The 16060-nt window shown below is 64.0% G+C and carries 15 protein-coding genes; 3 read left to right on the forward strand and 12 right to left on the reverse strand.

Translation table 11 applies throughout. The features are described from left to right. Positions 1-2 precede the first annotated feature (2 nt). Together fhuF and fhuB are read right to left on the reverse strand one after the other, a co-directional pair. Positions 3-782 carry a siderophore-iron reductase FhuF gene (gene fhuF / locus HOP51_RS07960; protein WP_234273410.1) on the reverse strand — a complete coding sequence of 260 codons (780 nt, stop codon included), beginning with the start codon at positions 780-782 and terminating at the stop codon, positions 3-5. 44 nt (positions 783-826) lie between these two features. Next, positions 827-2812, reverse strand: coding sequence for a Fe(3+)-hydroxamate ABC transporter permease FhuB (gene fhuB / locus HOP51_RS07965; RefSeq protein ID WP_234273411.1), 1986 nt, complete (start codon positions 2810-2812; stop codon positions 827-829). Positions 2813-3023: 211 nt separating this feature from the next. On the opposite strand from fhuB, the gene HOP51_RS07970 reads away from it, so the two are divergent. Beyond that, the gene (locus tag HOP51_RS07970; protein WP_234273412.1) at positions 3024-3428 is read left to right on the forward strand and encodes a hypothetical protein; all 405 of its coding nucleotides are present in this window, start codon (positions 3024-3026) and stop codon (positions 3426-3428) included. Between the two features lie 78 nt (positions 3429-3506). Then, the gene (locus tag HOP51_RS07975) at positions 3507-4274 is read left to right on the forward strand and encodes an ATP-binding cassette domain-containing protein (protein ID WP_234273413.1); all 768 of its coding nucleotides are present in this window, start codon (positions 3507-3509) and stop codon (positions 4272-4274) included. Between the two features lie 129 nt (positions 4275-4403). Here the strand turns inward: HOP51_RS07975 and HOP51_RS07980 are convergent, their stop codons facing one another. The 3 genes from HOP51_RS07980 to HOP51_RS07990 form a co-directional block, all read right to left on the reverse strand. Then, positions 4404-5015 carry a superoxide dismutase gene (locus HOP51_RS07980; protein WP_234273414.1) on the reverse strand — a complete coding sequence of 204 codons (612 nt, stop codon included), beginning with the start codon at positions 5013-5015 and terminating at the stop codon, positions 4404-4406. A 208-nt stretch (positions 5016-5223) separates the two neighbouring features. Continuing rightward, positions 5224-6162, reverse strand: a complete 939-nt coding sequence (locus HOP51_RS07985; protein ID WP_234273415.1) for an electron transfer flavoprotein subunit alpha/FixB family protein — start codon at positions 6160-6162, stop codon at positions 5224-5226. Positions 6163-6176: 14 nt separating this feature from the next. Then, a complete protein-coding gene (locus HOP51_RS07990) occupies positions 6177-6926 on the reverse strand; it encodes an electron transfer flavoprotein subunit beta/FixA family protein (protein WP_234273416.1) in 750 nt (249 codons plus the stop codon). 347 nt (positions 6927-7273) lie between these two features. Between HOP51_RS07990 and HOP51_RS07995 the strand changes: the two genes are divergently transcribed. Then, positions 7274-8944 (forward strand): electron transfer flavoprotein-ubiquinone oxidoreductase, encoded by a 1671-nt coding sequence (locus tag HOP51_RS07995; RefSeq protein ID WP_234273417.1) that lies wholly within the window; start codon positions 7274-7276, stop codon positions 8942-8944. Positions 8945-8993: 49 nt separating this feature from the next. Here the strand turns inward: HOP51_RS07995 and HOP51_RS08000 are convergent, their stop codons facing one another. From HOP51_RS08000 to HOP51_RS08030, 7 genes are all read right to left on the reverse strand, one after another. After that, on the reverse strand, positions 8994-10091 hold the full coding sequence (locus HOP51_RS08000; protein WP_234273418.1) for a DegT/DnrJ/EryC1/StrS family aminotransferase: 1098 nt from the start codon (positions 10089-10091) through the stop codon (positions 8994-8996). Between the two features lie 13 nt (positions 10092-10104). After that, complete coding sequence (locus HOP51_RS08005; protein ID WP_234273419.1) at positions 10105-11082, reverse strand: Gfo/Idh/MocA family oxidoreductase; 978 nt, start codon at positions 11080-11082, stop codon at positions 10105-10107. A gap of 78 nt (positions 11083-11160) precedes the next feature. Then, positions 11161-11994 (reverse strand): sulfurtransferase, encoded by an 834-nt coding sequence (locus HOP51_RS08010; protein WP_234273420.1) that lies wholly within the window; start codon positions 11992-11994, stop codon positions 11161-11163. Beyond that, complete coding sequence (locus HOP51_RS08015; RefSeq protein WP_234273421.1) at positions 11991-14216, reverse strand: ATP-dependent helicase; 2226 nt, start codon at positions 14214-14216, stop codon at positions 11991-11993. Before HOP51_RS08015 ends, HOP51_RS08010 begins: the two co-directional genes overlap by 4 nt. Beyond that, on the reverse strand, positions 14213-14770 hold the full coding sequence (locus HOP51_RS08020; protein WP_234273422.1) for a DUF1285 domain-containing protein: 558 nt from the start codon (positions 14768-14770) through the stop codon (positions 14213-14215). The genes HOP51_RS08015 and HOP51_RS08020 overlap by 4 nt, the downstream gene beginning before the upstream one ends. Before the next feature lie 34 nt (positions 14771-14804). Further along, positions 14805-15650 (reverse strand): TatD family hydrolase, encoded by an 846-nt coding sequence (locus HOP51_RS08025; protein ID WP_234273423.1) that lies wholly within the window; start codon positions 15648-15650, stop codon positions 14805-14807. 51 nt (positions 15651-15701) lie between these two features. Then, a complete protein-coding gene (locus HOP51_RS08030) occupies positions 15702-16037 on the reverse strand; it encodes a PilZ domain-containing protein (RefSeq protein WP_234273424.1) in 336 nt (111 codons plus the stop codon). Positions 16038-16060: the final 23 nt, after the last annotated feature.

A 16060-nucleotide genomic window follows, 5' to 3' on the forward strand; every position in this document is an offset into this window, starting at 1 on the left:
ACTCAGCGCGATGGCTTGGCGGGACGATTCTCGGGCTTCAACGGACAGCCGCCACATAGCGGCTCATCGGGCAGGCGATACTTGACGCAGCAGAGCCGCCGCACCCGGGTGGGGGCCTCACCGCCCAGTTCGAGATAGCGCACCGGCAGGTAGAGCGGATTGCGACGCCCATCCGGCAGCGTGCGCGCCTCTAGATAGCGCAGCAGCGGCTCCCCAGCCCCCTCGAACAGTGGATGCTGCGAGCAGGTTTTTCCCACGAACTCCACGTAGTGCCCGAGATTACTCCAAAACACCTTGGGCGAAAGCCCGGAGATCGCTGCCAGCGCCTCGACCACCGGCGCGCAATGATCGTCGAAGAGATAATCGAAGCGTACCAAGGGATCCTGTGAGAGCAGCGGCTCAGCACCTTCAGGAAGCCAGATATGCGCTGGCCGCCCGTCCTTTGCTAGTTCGAGGCGCATCTGCGACAGCCCTACCGGCAGCGCCTGCTTCAACAGCAGATTGGCCACTAGTGTCGGGATCGAGACGCTACTGAAATGGAACTTCGACCAGATCGAAACAGCGGCCTTGCGGTCGGCTCCTTCGCCGAAGGTGGCCATGAACCGGCCCAGCACCGCCTCCAGCTCCTCATGGTCGAGCAACGCGGAGGCCACAATGGTGGGTACATCAGGCACCCCGAAGCGGGGTGCCTTGAGCTTGTCGAGGGGTGGCTGACGATAGAGCGCCAGCAGCGCCTCGGCCGGGTCCTCCAGACGAGCAGCGACCTCCGCCATTTCCGTCATGCGTACCTCCTGCCTAGACGACGAAGCCTCCGCCACACGGCCCATCACAGTCGCCTCAGCCTCCACATGAAGTAGGCGCCACCGATCAGCGAGGCGACCAACCCGGCCGGAATCTCGTACGGGAAAATGATCTGGCGACCCACCCAGTCGGCCAGCACCATCAGCAGCATGCCCATCAGTGCCGCCCCCAGCAGATGCTGGTGGGCCCGCGACAGCCCCAGCAGCCTGGCCATATGCGGCGCCAGTAGCCCGATAAAGGAGAGCGGCCCCACCACCAGGGTGGCGCAGGCAGTCAACAGGGCCACCAGCAGCAGCAACACCAAGCGCGCACGATTGAGGGCGATACCCAACGCCTGGGTAGTCGGGGCGCCCAGCGGCAGGATATCCAGCCAGCGGGTGAGCGGCAGGGTACACAGCGCGAGCAGTGCAGCCAACGTGCCCACCACCAGGGCACTGGTGAGATCGACGTAGTAGGTGGAACCGGCCAGCCAGGCGATGACCTGCTGCCCACGCGGGTCCCCTCCCGCCAGCATCACGCTGCGCACTGCATCGAACAGCGCCGTTACTGCCACCCCGGTCAGCAGCAAACGCTCGGGCACGAAACCGCTGCGGCGATTGAGCGCCACCAGGATCAGCAGCGTGGCAAAGGCCCCCAGGGTACCGACGCCGACCAGCATGCCGCTGGTCGGCGCAGGCAGCAGGAAGATCCCCAGGATCAAGGCAATCGCACAGCCACCGCTGATACCCAGCACCTCGGGGCTGGCCATCGGGTTGGCGGAGAGGCGCTGCAGCAAGGTACCGGCCACGGCCAGCATCAAGCCGCTGGCCGCCGCCGCCAGCACCCGGGGCATACGCCACTGCATCACGTTCCAGTTATCCGGCGACAGCCAGTACCAGCCATTTACCCCCTGCCCAAGCAACAACCCTAATCCGATGGCCAGCAGTAAGCCGATGGCCAAGCGCGTGGCGAGACGCCTTGGAGCAGGATGTCGATTCGCCAGCACGGCAGCCGGCTGGGGCGCTCGATTGCCCTGCAGCTTCAGGCGCGGGATCAGCCACATCAGCAATGGCGCACCCAAGGCACCGGTCACCGCCCCGGTAGGAATCAATGTCGGCAGCACGCCGGTAAAATTCTGTAATAGCAGGTCGGTGGTGGCCAGCAGCACCGCCCCCAGCAGCGTGCCCCACAGCAGGCGCTCACCAAGACGCCGCGCTCCAGCCAGACGCACGATATTGGGCGCCGCCAGGCCAATGAAACCGATGATGCCCACCACGCTGACGATGCTGCCAGTGATGAAGACCGCCAGCCCCATACCGGCGAAACGCAGGTAGGTGAGCGACACCCCCAGGCTCTTGGCGCTGGCGTCGTCCAGCTCCAGCACCGCCAGGGGGCGCAGCAGGAACCAGGCCGCCACCGCAGCGATGGCTAACCGCGGCCAGAGGATCGCCACACCGTCCCAGCCGTTCTGGGCCAGCGATCCAGCGCCCCAGATCAGCAGCCCCGATAGGACCTCATGATTGAACAGCAGCAGCGCCGTAGCCAGCGCACCCAGGTAGAGATTGACCACCAACCCTGCCAGTACCACCACAATCGGTGCCAAGCCCCGCCGCCAAGCCAGCATGAACACCAGCCCCACCGCCAGCCCGCCGCCAGCCAATGCCACCCATTCGCGGCCAATGGCCAACACACCAGGCGCCAGCAGGGTCGCCGTCATCAGTGCAAGATTGGCCCCGGAAGCCACGCCCAGCGTAGTGGGCGATGCCAAGGGGTTACGCAGCACCTGCTGCATCAGCACCCCGGCCAGCGCCAACCCACCGCCGGCCAGCAGCGCAACCGAGAGTCGCGGCCACCAGGCGTAGTGCAGCAACAACTGGTCGATATCCTCGAACGAGGGCGACAACAATGCCTTGAAGCCCAGCGCCATACCGCCCTGAGCCTCGAGACCGAGCCAGAACAGCACCAGCAGGGGCAAGCTCAGCAGCCAGCAGGCAAGTGCTGGCGTGCCTCTGCGCATTGCCTGTCCCATCATGTACGCCTCCCCCGAACCCCTTGCGTTGCCATGTCCTGTAGCACCCTGTCGTCAGTCAATTCTTCTACCTTGCACAGTCGTCTGATGCGGGAGCAGATTTTAAATGAAAAATATTATCAATGTAATTGCTGTCACGTCTCGCCTATTTGACATGGCAAGAGTCATCGATCAAAATGCAAATCAATCTCATTTATATTTTTCATGGTGCCCTATGAACGCGGAACGCTCCCAGCTTTACTACACATGCGTCTTCCTGCACGTTTCCTTCCAGGCCGTTCATAACTCGGTGGCCACCTCGCCGCGACGGGATGACACGCCCTGCTGGCTGGATGCACAGATGCTGAGCATGCTGCTCAGCGAGCTGCAGCGCTGCCGCAGAGAGGCAGCGCCTTTCAGGGAGGCCCGTCAGCCGCTGGATACCGCGGTCTATCACTGCGGCCTGCTGATGGCCCAGTGCCCCGCTGCCCTCGATCGTCAACTCTGCCAACACCACCTCGAGGCCATCATGGCACCGCTCAAGGAAGCCGCGGCGCAACTCTCGGGTAGTGCCAACCGCACCATTGACAGCCGTGCATCATCACCGGGCCAACGCCTACGCAACTGGCTGGGGTGGTAAGGGTCAGAAGTACGGTAGATAAAGCCAACGATTCTCGTTTACTCTATAAGGATCGACTACCCGCGCAAGGAAACCATCATGTTCGAGGTCAAGGGCGCTACCTTCGAAGTCAATGGCAAGTGCCTGCTGCATCCCGTAGAGCACCGTTTCGAGGAAGGCAAGGTCTACGGCTTGATCGGCCATAACGGCTCGGGAAAGTCGACCCTGATCAAGCTGCTCGCGCAACAGCAGCCCGTCAGCCGCGGTGAAATCCTGCTCGATGAGCGCCCATTGAACGACTGGGGCCAGCGCGAGTTCGCCCGCCGGGTGGCTTATCTGCCCCAGCATCTGCCCAGCGCCGAGAATCTCATCGGGCGCGAGTTGATCGGCTTTGGCCGCTACCCATGGCACGGCCTGCTGGGTCGCCATACCACCGAGGATAAAGCCGCCGTAGAGCGCGCCATCGAGCTCAGCCATACCGAGGCCTTCGCCGACCGTCTGGTGGATACCCTCTCCGGCGGCGAACGCCAGCGCGTGTGGCTGGCCATGCTGCTGGCCCAGCAGAGCCGCTTCCTGCTGCTCGACGAACCACTGGCCGCACTGGATATCTCTCACCAGATGGAAGTGCTGGCACTGATCCGCAAGCTGTGCGACGAACTCAAGCTATGCGTGATCATCGTGCTCCACGACATCAACATGGCCTCGCGCTACTGCGACGAGTTGCTCGCGCTGCACAGTGGTCGGGTGCTGGCCCACGGTTCCCCTACGGAGATGATGACCAACGACACCCTGGAAGCGATCTACGGTCTACCGATGCAGGTGATGCCTCACCCCAACGGTGGGCATCGCATCGCCGTTGCCCACTGAGCCTCCTCCTCGCGCCACTCCCCTGCCGGTCGCCCACACCGAAATGCGCCGCACCGACGCAGCAGCCTGACAGACGAAATCGCCGCAGCCTGTTGGCTGCGGCGATTGCTTGAGCGGGCGACGCTGGAATCAGGCAGTCGCCTGCTGATAGCGGCGCTCCACCTCCTCCCAGTCGATCACGTTGAAGAACTCGGCAATGTAGTCCGGGCGCTTGTTCTGGAACTTCAGGTAGTAGGCGTGCTCCCACACGTCCAGACCCAGCACCGGGGTGTTGCCGTTGGAGATGGGGCTATCCTGGTTGAGGCTGTTCTCCACCACCAGCTTCTTCTCCGGGGTAACGCTGAGCCAGGCCCAACCGCTGCCGAAGCGACCCAGGGCCGCCTTGGTGAAGGCATCCTTGAAGGCTTCGAAGCCGCCCAGTTCGCTGTCGATGGCCTCGGCCACCTTGCCCTTGGGCTGGCCACCGCCGTTGGGCGACATCATCTGCCAGAACATGGTGTGGTTGGAGTGACCGCCGCCGTTGTTGATCACCGCCTGACGCTTGTCGGCCGGCACGCGATCGAGATTGGCGAGCAGCTCGTCGACCGGCATGTCCTCCAGACCTGTCCCCTCGAGGGCAGCATTCAGGTTGTTGACATAGGTCTGATGGTGACGCGAGTGGTGGATCTCCATGGTCATGGCATCAATATGGGGCTCAAGCGCATCGTAGGCGTACGGCAGGTCAGGGAGGGTATGTGCCATGTTGGTCATCTCCTTTTGGTGGCTTTGATTGTGCTGCAATCTAACGAGGTGCGGTCGTCGGTTAGCAATTTCAACCGTCCCGAGTTCCTTTTTCTCAAGGTACGGACACCCTACACCAGACAGAGTGCCTTCGCCCAGAACAGAACGACCAATCGGCAAGAAGCCGGCTCCTTGCAGAGCCGGCATCCTTGGACATGACGGAGAGGGATCAGAGCTTGCTTTCCAGCTCCGGCAGCACCTCGAACAGGTCGCCCACCAGGCCGTAGTCGGCAACCTGGAAGATCGGCGCCTCTTCGTCCTTGTTGATCGCCACGATCACCTTGGAGTCCTTCATGCCGGCCAGGTGCTGGATGGCCCCGCTGATACCCACGGCGATGTAGAGCTCCGGCGCAACGATCTTGCCGGTCTGCCCCACCTGCATGTCGTTGGGTACGAAGCCGGCGTCCACCGCCGCCCGCGAGGCGCCGATGGCGGCCCCCAGCTTGTCGGCGATACCGTCGAGCAGCTTGAAGTTCTCGCCGCTGCCCATGCCGCGACCGCCGGAGATGACCACCCGCGCACCGCCCAGCTCGGGGCGATCGCTCTGGGCCAGTTCCTGCTTGATGAAGGTGGACTGGCTATTCTCGGCCACGGCCTCGACGCTCTCGACGCTGGCGCTACCGCCGGCTGACACCGCATCGAACGCCGTGGTGCGCACGGTGATCACCTTGAGGCTGTCGGCGCTCTTCACCGTAGCGATGGCGTTGCCGGCATAGATCGGGCGCTTGAAGGTGTCGGCGTCGACCACTTCGACGATCTCGGAGAGCTGGCTGACGTCCTTCAGTGCGGCAACGCGCGGCAGCACGTTCTTGCCGGTGGTGGAGGCGGCGGCGAGGAGATGGGAATAGTCGCCAGCCAGCTCGACCAACAGCGCGCCCATGGGCTCGGCCAGTTGGTGGGCGTAGGCGGCGTTGTCGGCCACCCGCACCTTGCTCACGCCGTCGAGCTTGGCAGCGGCCTCGGCCACGGCACCGACGTTCTCGCCGGCTACCAGCACGTCGATGTCGCCGCCAATGGTCGCTTTCACTTTCTGGGCCGCAGCAACCACATGGGCGGTGGCGCCGGCAAGCTGGCCGTCGTGATGTTCGGCAAGTACCAGAATGCTCATGAAATCAGCTCCCTTCAAAGCACTTTGGCTTCGTTCTTGAGTTTGTCCACGAGCTCATCGACGGAGCCCACCTTGATGCCGCCCTTGCGCTCGGCCGGCGACTCGACCTTGAGCAGCGTGAGCTTGCTGACCACCTCGACGCCGTAGTCGGCCGGGCTCTTGACGTCCAGCGGCTTCTTCTTGGCCTTCATGATGTCGGGCAGCTTGGCGTAGCGCGGCTCGTTGAGGCGCAGGTCGGTGGTGATCACCGCCGGCAGGGTCAGCTCGACGGTCTGCAGGCCGCCGTCCACCTCGCGGGTCACCTGAACCTTGCCATCGTCCACCTTCACCTCGGAGGCGAAGGTACCCTGGGGCAGGCCAGCCAGGGCGGCGAGCATCTGGCCGGTCTGGTTGTTGTCGGTATCGATGGCCTGCTTGCCGAGAATGACCAGCCCCGGCTGCTCCTCTTCCACCACCTTGGCCAGCAGCTTGGCCGCGGCCAGCGACTCGACGCGTTCTTCGGTCTCGACATGCACGGCACGGTCGGCACCCAGCGCCAGCGCGGTGCGCAGCTGTTCCTGGGCGGCCTTGGGACCGATGGTCACGGCGACCACCTCGGTGGCGACGCCTTTCTCCTTCAACCGTACCGCCTCTTCCACGGCGATCTCGCAGAAGGGGTTCATGGCCATCTTCACATTGATGAGATCGACGTCGGAGTGATCCGGCTTGACCCGGATCTTGACGTTGTAGTCGATGACGCGTTTGACCGCGACGAGTACTTTCATGGTGTCCTCACTTGGTTCAGTGGGTGAACCGTTTGGTTTTGGACTCGCTGACGTCCTGGGCGGAAGGTCAACGAACCCTTAGAACCGTTTGCTATTCCTTTATACGTTTCATGCAAGCGTTTGATAGGCGCCGTATCGAAAAACCCTGCCAATGTGCCACAGCCAAGCCTGTGGCAACAATCCCTCCACCGCTGCGGGTGGAGTCGTCGTACATTGCCATCGTAGGGCTGTCCTGAGTCGTTTATTATGCCTATCATGGAGAATATCGAGAAGCAAACGACCGTTTTATTTTCCTTCGACGTTGGTGGCAGCTGCTCCGACGCCGAAACCGAGGGAGGAGCGAGTGGATGTCTGAGCAAGTAGAACGCGATTCAATGGACTTCGACGTAGTGATCGTCGGTGCCGGTCCTTCCGGGCTTTCGGCCGCCTGCCGCCTGATGCAACAGGCCAACGAGGCCGGTCAGGAGCTGACGGTGTGCGTGGTGGAAAAAGGCTCCGAAGTCGGCGCCCATATTCTCTCGGGCGCCGTGTTCGAACCCCGCGCACTGGCCGAGCTGTTCCCCGACTGGGAAGAGCGTGGCGCTCCGCTGACCACCCCGGCCGCCCGCGATGAGGTCTACCTGCTCAAGGATGCTCAGAAGGCCCAGAAGCTGCCCAACGCCCTGGTACCGAAGAGCATGCACAACACCGGCGGCGACATGAAGCGCTACGTGATCAGCGCCGGCAACCTGTGCCGCTGGTTAGCCGAACAGGCCGAGGAACTCGGCGTCGAGGTATTCCCCGGCTTCGCCGCCCAGGAGGTCATCCACGATGACGACGGCACCGTGCGCGGCATTCTCATCGGCGACATGGGCGTGGCCACCGACGGTACGCCCAAGGACAGCTACATGCCGGGCATGGAACTACGCGCCAAGTACACCCTGTTCGCCGAGGGCGCCCGCGGCCACTTGGGCAAGGAGCTGATCTCGCGCTTCAAGCTCGACGAGGGACGCGACCCCCAACATTACGGTATCGGCCTCAAGGAGCTGTGGGACATCCCCGCCGAGCAGCACGAGCCGGGGCTGGTACTGCACGGCTCGGGCTGGCCGCTGGCCAAGGATACCCACGGCGGCTGGTTCCTCTATCACGCCGAGAACCATCAGGTGGTCGTCGGCCTGATCATGGACCTCTCCTACCAGAACCCCTGGCTCTCGCCGTTCGACGAATTCCAGCGCATGAAGCATCATCCGGTATTGGCCAAGCACCTGGAGGGTGGCAAGCGGGTCGCCTACGGTGCGCGGGCCATCACCAAGGGCGGCCTCAACTGTCTGCCAAAGATGACCTTCCCCGGCGGTCTGTTGATCGGTTGCGATGCCGGCACGCTGAACTTCGCCAAGATCAAGGGTCTACATACAGCGATGAAATCCGGCCTGGTGGCCGCCGAAGCGGTATTCGAGGCCATCGCCGGCGGCGACGAGGGGGGCCAGGAGCTGACTGCCTTCACCCACAAGTGGGAGCAGAGCTGGGCCTATGCCGAACTCAAGGAGAGCGCCAGCTTCGGCCCGGCAATCCACAAATACGGCACCGTGGGCGGCGGGGCCTACAACTTCGTCAACCAGTTGCTGGGCGGCAAGCTGCCCAACGTCCACGATACCACCCCGGATCATGCGGCCCTGAAGCCGGCCAGCGAGTTCGAGAAGATCGACTACCCCAAGCCCGATGGCAAGCTCTCCTTCGACAAGCTCTCCTCGGTGTTCCTGTCGAACACCAATCATGAAGAGGATCAGCCGAGCCACCTGAAGCTGTTGGACCCGGAGCTTCCCATCCGCGAGAACCTGCCGAAATATGCCGAGCCGGCACAGCGCTACTGTCCGGCCGGGGTCTACGAGGTGGTCGAGGACGACGACGGCAAGCCGCATTTCCAGATCAACTTCCAGAACTGCGTGCACTGCAAGACCTGCGACATCAAGGACCCGGCGCAGAACATCCGGTGGGTAGCGCCGGAAGGCGGCGGTGGACCCAACTATCCCAATATGTAAGCTAGGGCTTTGGGCTTCGGGGGCAAGTCTAGCTCACAGCCCGAGGCCCTTAGCTCGCAGCGTGTAGTGCCTCCTGTAGGGCCTCCACCACCCGCCTCTGCTGCGCGGCTTCGAGATAGGGATGCATCGGCAGGCTGAGAATCTCCCGGCAGACCGCCTCGGTGACTGGCAGCTTGCAGGCGGGATCGGCCACGGCGGGCTGATGGTTGAGCGGTAGCGGATAGTGCACCGCCGTGGGGATACCGGCGTCCGCGAGCTTGGCCTGGACCTCGTCGCGCCGCGGTACACGAATGCTGTACTGGGCATGGACGCTGGTATTGCCAGGCGCCACGCGCGGCGCGTTGACGATGCCGGATTCGGCCAGCAGAGCGTCATAGCGCTTGGCCGCCTGCTGCCTGAGCACGACCTCCTCGTCGAACAGCTCGAGCTTGGCCAGCAGGATAGCAGCCTGCAGGGTATCCAATCGGCTGTTCATGCCGACCCGGGTGTGGTGGTAACGCCGCGCTTCGCCGTGACGCGTCACGAGCCGCACCTTTTCAGCCAGCTCGGCATCGTCGGTGAACAGCGCACCGCCATCGCCATAGGCCCCAAGCGGCTTGCTGGGAAAGAAACTGGTGCAGGCGATGCGTGACAGTCCGCAGGAACGGCGCCCATGCCGGGTGGCCCCGAAGCTCTGGGCGGCATCTTCCACGACCTCCAGGTCGTGCTTGCGCGCCAGCGCTTCGATGGCCTCCATGTCGGCACACTGGCCGAACAAGGACACTGGCATGACGGCACGGGTACGTGGCGTGATGGCTGCCTCGACCCGAGTGGGATCGAGCAGGTAGGTGTGGGGATCGATGTCCACATAGACCGGCCTGGCCCCAACCAGCACGATGCTTTCCGCGCTGGCGATGAAGGTGAAGCCGGGCACGATGACCTCATCACCCGGGCCGATGTCGAGTGCCATCAGCGCAATCTGCAACGCATCGGTACCGTTGGCGCAGCCAATGCAGTGGGCAACGCCGACATAGTCGGCCAGGCGTCGCTCCAGTTCGGCCACTTCGGGTCCCATCACGTAGCGGCCATGCGCCAGCACGGTCTGGATGGCAGCATCCAGCCGTGGCTTGATCCGGGCTTGCTGCGCGGCAAGATCGATGAAATGCATACGTCCCTTCCGCTCAACCGCGTCCGGCCACGGCTACCGGGCGTGTCGGCAAAAGCCTCGCCAGTTGGGGATGCGCCTCGCCCTCGCGCGGCGCTTCGGGAGTGGCCAGACCCAGTTGGTAGACGGTCTCGAGGCAGTGGCGCACAGCCTCGATGCCGAAACCACGCCCAGCCAGTACCTCGCGATAGCTGACCGTGTGCAGGTCGGTGAAGCCGCTGGAGAACTCGAACTCCTCGCCGTCGCAGGTAATGCTGCGATAAGTGGAGTGCTGGCCCCGTACCCGCTCGGGCAAATCCTCGGCGTCGATGGAGAGGAACCAGCGCACCCGCGCCTTTTCGTATTCCAGGTAACCGGCAGCCTTGTGCTCATCATGGTAGTGAAGCACCTGAGCCTTCAGCTCACCGAAGATCACGTGCAGCATATCGAAGAAGTGAATCCCTATTTCCGCCATCACACCGAAGGATTTACGGGAATCGCCTTTCCAACTGGCCAGATACCAGGGACCACGCGCGGTGATGTAGGTCAGCTCGACGTCGTACTGGCCCTCCCGCCGCTCGGCCAATACCTTGTCGCGCAGTTCATGAATGGCTGGATGGTGACGCAGTTGCATGATGCTGTAGACACGCCGACCGGTCTCCTTCTCGACGCTGCGCAGCTCATCGAGCTGCTCTGGCGTCGATACCAGCGGCTTCTCGCAGATCACATCGCAACCAAGATGCAGACCGGCGGTGATATGGGCGCTATGCAGATGATTGGGAGAACAGACCACCCAATAGTCGATCGCTCCTTCCTTCTGCCGCCTGAGCCGCCAAGCGTGCTCCATGAAGTATTCGAACTCGGTGAAGAAGGCGCAATCCGTCGAGATCGAGTCGATGATGCCCACCGAATCGTTGATGTCGTAGGCGGCTACCAGGGTATGGCCAGTGTCCTTGATGGCCTGCATGTGTCGCGGTGCGATATACCCGGCAGCCCCGATGAGCGCAAAGTTCATATCCCGATGCCCCTCCGTTCCCTTTTATGACGTTTCCGTGTCCCATCCCTTGACGGTACCTGTCGCGCAGTGTCGGGTTCAAGAGCGATTCGTCGAGCGCGCCACCGGCCTTGACGGATCGCGTACCCATTCGCTCCAGGAGCCGGGATAGAGCCGGGGCAGGGGCCGACCGGCAATGGCATAGGCCAGGATGTTGTGGCAAGCAGTCACTCCGGAACCACAGTAAGCCACGATGGCATCGTCCCGGGGCAGTTCGGCTTCGAGTGTCTCGGCCCCCTTGAAGCGCCCCGCTTCGTTCAGGTTGGCGGCACTGGGACGGCACACTGCACCGGGGATGTGGCCGGCCACCGGGTCAATGGGCTCGGCTTCGCCGCGAAAGCGCTCCTCGCTGCGGGCATCGACCTTGAGTTCCCTCCCGGAGAAGACCCGATCGGCATCCAGACACGCACCGGTATCGAAAATCGGCTGCCATTGGCTGGGCCCGGGTGACGCCTCCTGCTCCAGTACCAGCTCGCCGCCCGCCTCCTGCCAGGCGTGCAATCCACCATCGAGCACTCGGACGTCGGGATGCCCCGCCCACACGGCCAGCATCCACCAGGCCCGCGCCGCGGCCAACTGCCCTCCCATGTCGTCCAGCACCACCACGGGACGGTCAGGCGATACCCCAAGGCGCTGCAATGTGGCGGTAAAGGCTTCGGGAGTCGGCAGCGGATGACGACCGCCCTCACCGGGAGCGGCCGCCAGATCACGGTCGAGATCGAGATGCAGACTACCAGGCACGTGCCCGGCCTCCCACAGGCGCCGGCCGGCATCGCCATCGCCCAAGCGTGCACGGCAGTCGAGAACCAGCGGCGGCACTCTATTATGCAGCGACTCAGCCAATTCATTGGCGGTGATTAGCACCTGTCTCATGCGCGTTCTCCTTGGGCACGTTCGGTCTTCGCTTCGCCAGTGAGCAGCTCGATGGGGGCTCGACAGGCCAGCAAGCGCCGCCGGCCGGCCTGAGTGAAATCGACCTCGATCACCGGGTCGGCGGGATCACCCTCGACCACGGTCACTTCACCCTCACCGAATACCGCGTGACGTAGCCGCTGCCCCGGTCGATAGGGCTGCGCGGCATAGGCTGCCCGCGTTTCACCGACCTCAGGCTCACTCTGTGTGACGTTTATCCCATCATGGCCCAAGCTAGCCAGATAGCGCGAGACCAGTTGAGGCGAAACCACCGCCAAGCGAACCTCTTCCGCAGGCGCCGCAAGGCGTGCCGCGATACGACGGCAATCCTCCCATGCCGTTTCCGCCAGGAAGCGGCTAGGCCGATGCTCACCGCGATCGTGAAGCAGCAACAGGCGTTCGCGGGCCCGGGTCACGGCGACATAGAACAGCCGCCTCTCCTCTTCCAGGCGCGCGGGGGAAAGCGGGTTGTCGCGACTGTAGTGGGGAAAATCCTCCTCGTTGACGCCGGCCACCACTACCAGCGGCCACTCGAGCCCCTTGGCTCCGTGCACAGTGGTGATCAACAAGCCACCGGCATGATTCTCGACGGGCCGCTCGAGCAGTTCGATGAAGGTGTCGATGTCCTGTGTCTCGCCAGCCTGCTCGACGAGCACATCGAGCAGGCGTACGTCTTCTTCCCCCTTCTCGCGGCGTGCGGCCGCTCGCTTGAGCACCTTTTCGGCATCCAAGGCTTCGACGATATGCGCCAGCAGACGTGCTGGCGGCCAGGCGCCGAGACGCGGCAGCTCGCACAGCAGCGTCCAGCGCCGCTTGAGATTGCGCCGCTGCATGGGCTTGAGGCCCGCCAACAGCGGGTCGTCGCGCTCGGGGTAACGTTGTGTCTGCGCCAGGCGCTGCGCCAAGGCCACCAGGCGCTCGCGTGCAACGAACGGCGTAGGCTGCTCGAACAGGCGCAACAGATGCGCAGGATCGAACAGCAGAGCCGGCGTACGTGCCAGGCGCAGATAGCCGGCCAGGGCCTGTACCAGTGGCAAGCGAAAGACGAAACGATCCTCGCGCGCGAGACGGAACGGGATACCGGCCTGCAGCAGTTGCAACTGCACCGGCACCGACAGCGCCCAGCTACGCACCAGCAAGCAGGCTTCGTCCAACCTTCTCCCCTCACGCAGCCATTGGCCGAGGGAGGCCAGTAGCGCCGCGCCGCCCTGCTCGACGGCAAGGTCGGTATGTGGATTGCCGGGAGCCGCCAGGCACAACTGGTCGGGACGTCGCCGGTTGGCGGCGATGGCATGGTTGGCCAACAGCGCCAGGGCATGACCGTGGCGGAAGGTGGTGGAAAGCGGGTAGTCCTCGGCCTGGCCGAAGGTGGCGGTGAAGTGCTCGCGCATGGTGTCGGGATGCGCGCCACGCCACTCGTAAATGCACTGGTTGGCATCCCCCACCGCCATCACGTCGGCGTCGCGGCCGGCGAGCAGCGCCAACAAGCGCAACTGGGCCTGGTTGATGTCCTGATATTCATCGACGATGGCCTGGTCGAGGTAGCCCTGGACCCGTCGAGCCAGCCCGGCATCTGCCTCCAAGGCACGCAGCGGACGATAGAGCAGATCCGAGTAGGTCATCAGGCCATGCTCGGCAAGCAACGACTCGAGGCGCTCGTAGGCCTCGGCAAAATGCTCGCTACCCTCGCCGTAATCGAGCCGCTCCAGCAGCGTGGCCGCCGGCACCATCTCAGCCTTCACTAGACCGCAGAAGTGCGCCAACGCTTCGAGGGTATCGGCCTCCAGGGCCATCTCGCGCCGATCGCCATCCTCCAGTACCTCGAGGGTGGCTTGGCGCAGCAGCCTCTCGACCTGCCAATCGGCGGCAATCAGGCGGCGCGGTGCCAACACGCCCCAGCGGGTCAGCGTCGCCGTCAGGCGATGTCCCAGGGAGTGAAAGGTACGCACGTCCGGCAGGCGCTGCCCGGCAGGGGCCATCTCGACGAGCCGTCGCTGGAAGTCCTCGCGTGCCGAGCGGTTGAACATCAACACCAGGATCCGGCTCGCCGGTACGCCTCGCTCGAGCAGGTACAGTACGCGGGCAACCAGCGTGGTGGTCTTGCCGGCTCCCGCCACGGCAGCCACCCGCGCATGGCCGGCTCCATGCTCGACGACGGCTCGCTGCTCTTCCGTCAGCCTCACGAGGCCTCGGCGGGCAGTTCGCCCAAGGGTTGCCAACAGCCGGCGCTGGTTAGCCCGAGTTCGACCACGCCCTCCTTCCCACGCCGCTGCTCGGCATGCTCCACCAGGCGGTAAAAGACATTGCGCCCCAGCCGGGCGGCAAGGCCGAAGCGTACCGGAACCTCAGGCACCAGGACGCCATCGGGCGTGGCACTGACGCGAAGCCGGTGCACCTCGTCCAAGCGCAGGCGGTCGCCGGCATGGGTAGTCAGCCACCAGCAGCCGACGGCCTCCTCGTATTCGGCGTCGACCACCACGAACGGATGATCGACCACACGGATACGCTGCTTCTCGACCGGCGTGACTAGATAATAGTGGCCATCCTCCTCACGCCGTAGCAGCGTCGAGAGCAGCCGGACCAGGCGGGGGCGCGTCATTTCGCTGCCTTCATGGAACCAACGACCGTCGGCGGCAATCTCCAGGTCCATTTCGCCTGTCTGTCCCGGCTGCCAGCGATCCAGCGGAGGAATGGCGCCATCGGGCCCGACGTGATTGAGCAGCGGATCCAGGTTCATACGCCCCCCTTCGACATGAAACTCCCTCTTCCTGCTATACCAGCCCGGCTCGGGCCAGGATGTCGCGCGTCTCGGCGCTGGGTTCGGGCGCTGCCCCGCGGAACAGGCGGTAGAAGTTGGCCGTGGTCTGCATGGCGACCTCATCGACGCTGATACTTCGCGCTTCAGCGATGCACTCGGCAACCTCCACCACCCAGGCCGGTTCGTTGGGCTTGCCGCGATACGGCACCGGCGCCAGGTAGGGACTATCGGTCTCGATAAGCAGCCGGTCGAGCGGCACCCGGCGCGCCACCTCGCGCAGCGACTCGGCGTTGCGGAAGGTGACGATACCCGACAGCGAGATGTAGAAGCCGTGACGCACCGCCTCTCGCGCCATCTCGAGATCCTCCGTGAAACAGTGCAGTACCCCTCCGGTGGCAGGGTCGCTATGCTCGCGAATCAGCGTCAACGTATCCTCACGCGCATCACGGGTGTGCACGATCACTGGCAATTCCAGCTCGGTGGCGGCAACCAGTTGGCGCCGGAAGCGTTCGCACTGGACCTCCCGCGACGGCACGCGATCGGGTGTCTTGTCGAGGTAATGATAGTCCAGGCCACATTCGCCGATGGCCACGGCTCCGAAGCGCTCGGCCGCCTCCTTGATGCTCTCGATCTCGGGTTCGCGCTCGAGAAGTTGCAGCGGATGCACGCCGGCGGTGATCGCCACGTCATCGTGTTCACGCCCGATCCGGGCCAGGACCGGCACGTCGTCGAGGGTTACCGCGATGGCAAGGAACTGGCGGACGTCACGCGCCCTGGCCGCTTCCAGGGTGGCGGCAAGATTTCCCCCGTGAGTGGTGGAAGCGAGACGGTCGAGATGGCAGTGCGAATCGACAAACATGCAGATTGAAGCTCGTTCGGTGAATGGCGTTGAATGGCGCTACGTTCCGACTCAGAAGGTATGGGTCGGGGTGTCCTCGTTCAGTTGGCCTGCCAGGAGGGCTTCGATACGGTCGCGCACGCCCAGGTCCTCGGTGCTGAAGTGGATCCCGATGCCCGGCACCCGCTGCCCCGTTACGCCATCGGGGGAAACCCAGACGACCTGACCGGTGACCGGCACCCGCTCGCTCTCGCCGGGCAGGGTCAGCAACAAATAGACCTCCTGCCCCAGCTCGTAGTGCTCGCGCGTGGGCACGAAGATACCACCCCGTTCCAGCAACGGCATGAAGGCGGAGAGCAGCGTCTGCTCGTCCTGGATCGTCAACGACAATGCCTCTTGCGATGCCATCCCTTCTCCTCCCTGAGTCCTGC

This window comes from Billgrantia zhangzhouensis (genome assembly GCF_021404465.1).
In the GTDB taxonomy this organism is placed as follows: domain Bacteria; phylum Pseudomonadota; class Gammaproteobacteria; order Pseudomonadales; family Halomonadaceae; genus Halomonas; species Halomonas zhangzhouensis.

Coding starts and splice junctions, on each gene's coding strand:
- HOP51_RS07990 (WP_234273416.1), bottom strand. CDS start 6,926: ATGAAAGTACTCGTCGCGGTCAAACGCGTCATCGACTACAACGTCAAG.
- HOP51_RS08010 (WP_234273420.1), bottom strand. CDS start 11,994: ATGAGACAGGTGCTAATCACCGCCAATGAATTGGCTGAGTCGCTGCAT.
- HOP51_RS07975 (WP_234273413.1), top strand. CDS start 3,507: ATGTTCGAGGTCAAGGGCGCTACCTTCGAAGTCAATGGCAAGTGCCTG.
- fhuB (WP_234273411.1), bottom strand. CDS start 2,812: ATGATGGGACAGGCAATGCGCAGAGGCACGCCAGCACTTGCCTGCTGG.
- HOP51_RS08000 (WP_234273418.1), bottom strand. CDS start 10,091: ATGCATTTCATCGATCTTGCCGCGCAGCAAGCCCGGATCAAGCCACGG.
- HOP51_RS08030 (WP_234273424.1), bottom strand. CDS start 16,037: ATGGCATCGCAAGAGGCATTGTCGTTGACGATCCAGGACGAGCAGACG.
- HOP51_RS08025 (WP_234273423.1), bottom strand. CDS start 15,650: ATGTTTGTCGATTCGCACTGCCATCTCGACCGTCTCGCTTCCACCACT.
- HOP51_RS08020 (WP_234273422.1), bottom strand. CDS start 14,770: ATGAACCTGGATCCGCTGCTCAATCACGTCGGGCCCGATGGCGCCATT.
- fhuF (WP_234273410.1), bottom strand. CDS start 782: ATGACGGAAATGGCGGAGGTCGCTGCTCGTCTGGAGGACCCGGCCGAG.
- HOP51_RS07970 (WP_234273412.1), top strand. CDS start 3,024: ATGAACGCGGAACGCTCCCAGCTTTACTACACATGCGTCTTCCTGCAC.
- HOP51_RS07980 (WP_234273414.1), bottom strand. CDS start 5,015: ATGGCACATACCCTCCCTGACCTGCCGTACGCCTACGATGCGCTTGAG.
- HOP51_RS08005 (WP_234273419.1), bottom strand. CDS start 11,082: ATGAACTTTGCGCTCATCGGGGCTGCCGGGTATATCGCACCGCGACAC.
- HOP51_RS07995 (WP_234273417.1), top strand. CDS start 7,274: ATGTCTGAGCAAGTAGAACGCGATTCAATGGACTTCGACGTAGTGATC.
- HOP51_RS07985 (WP_234273415.1), bottom strand. CDS start 6,162: ATGAGCATTCTGGTACTTGCCGAACATCACGACGGCCAGCTTGCCGGC.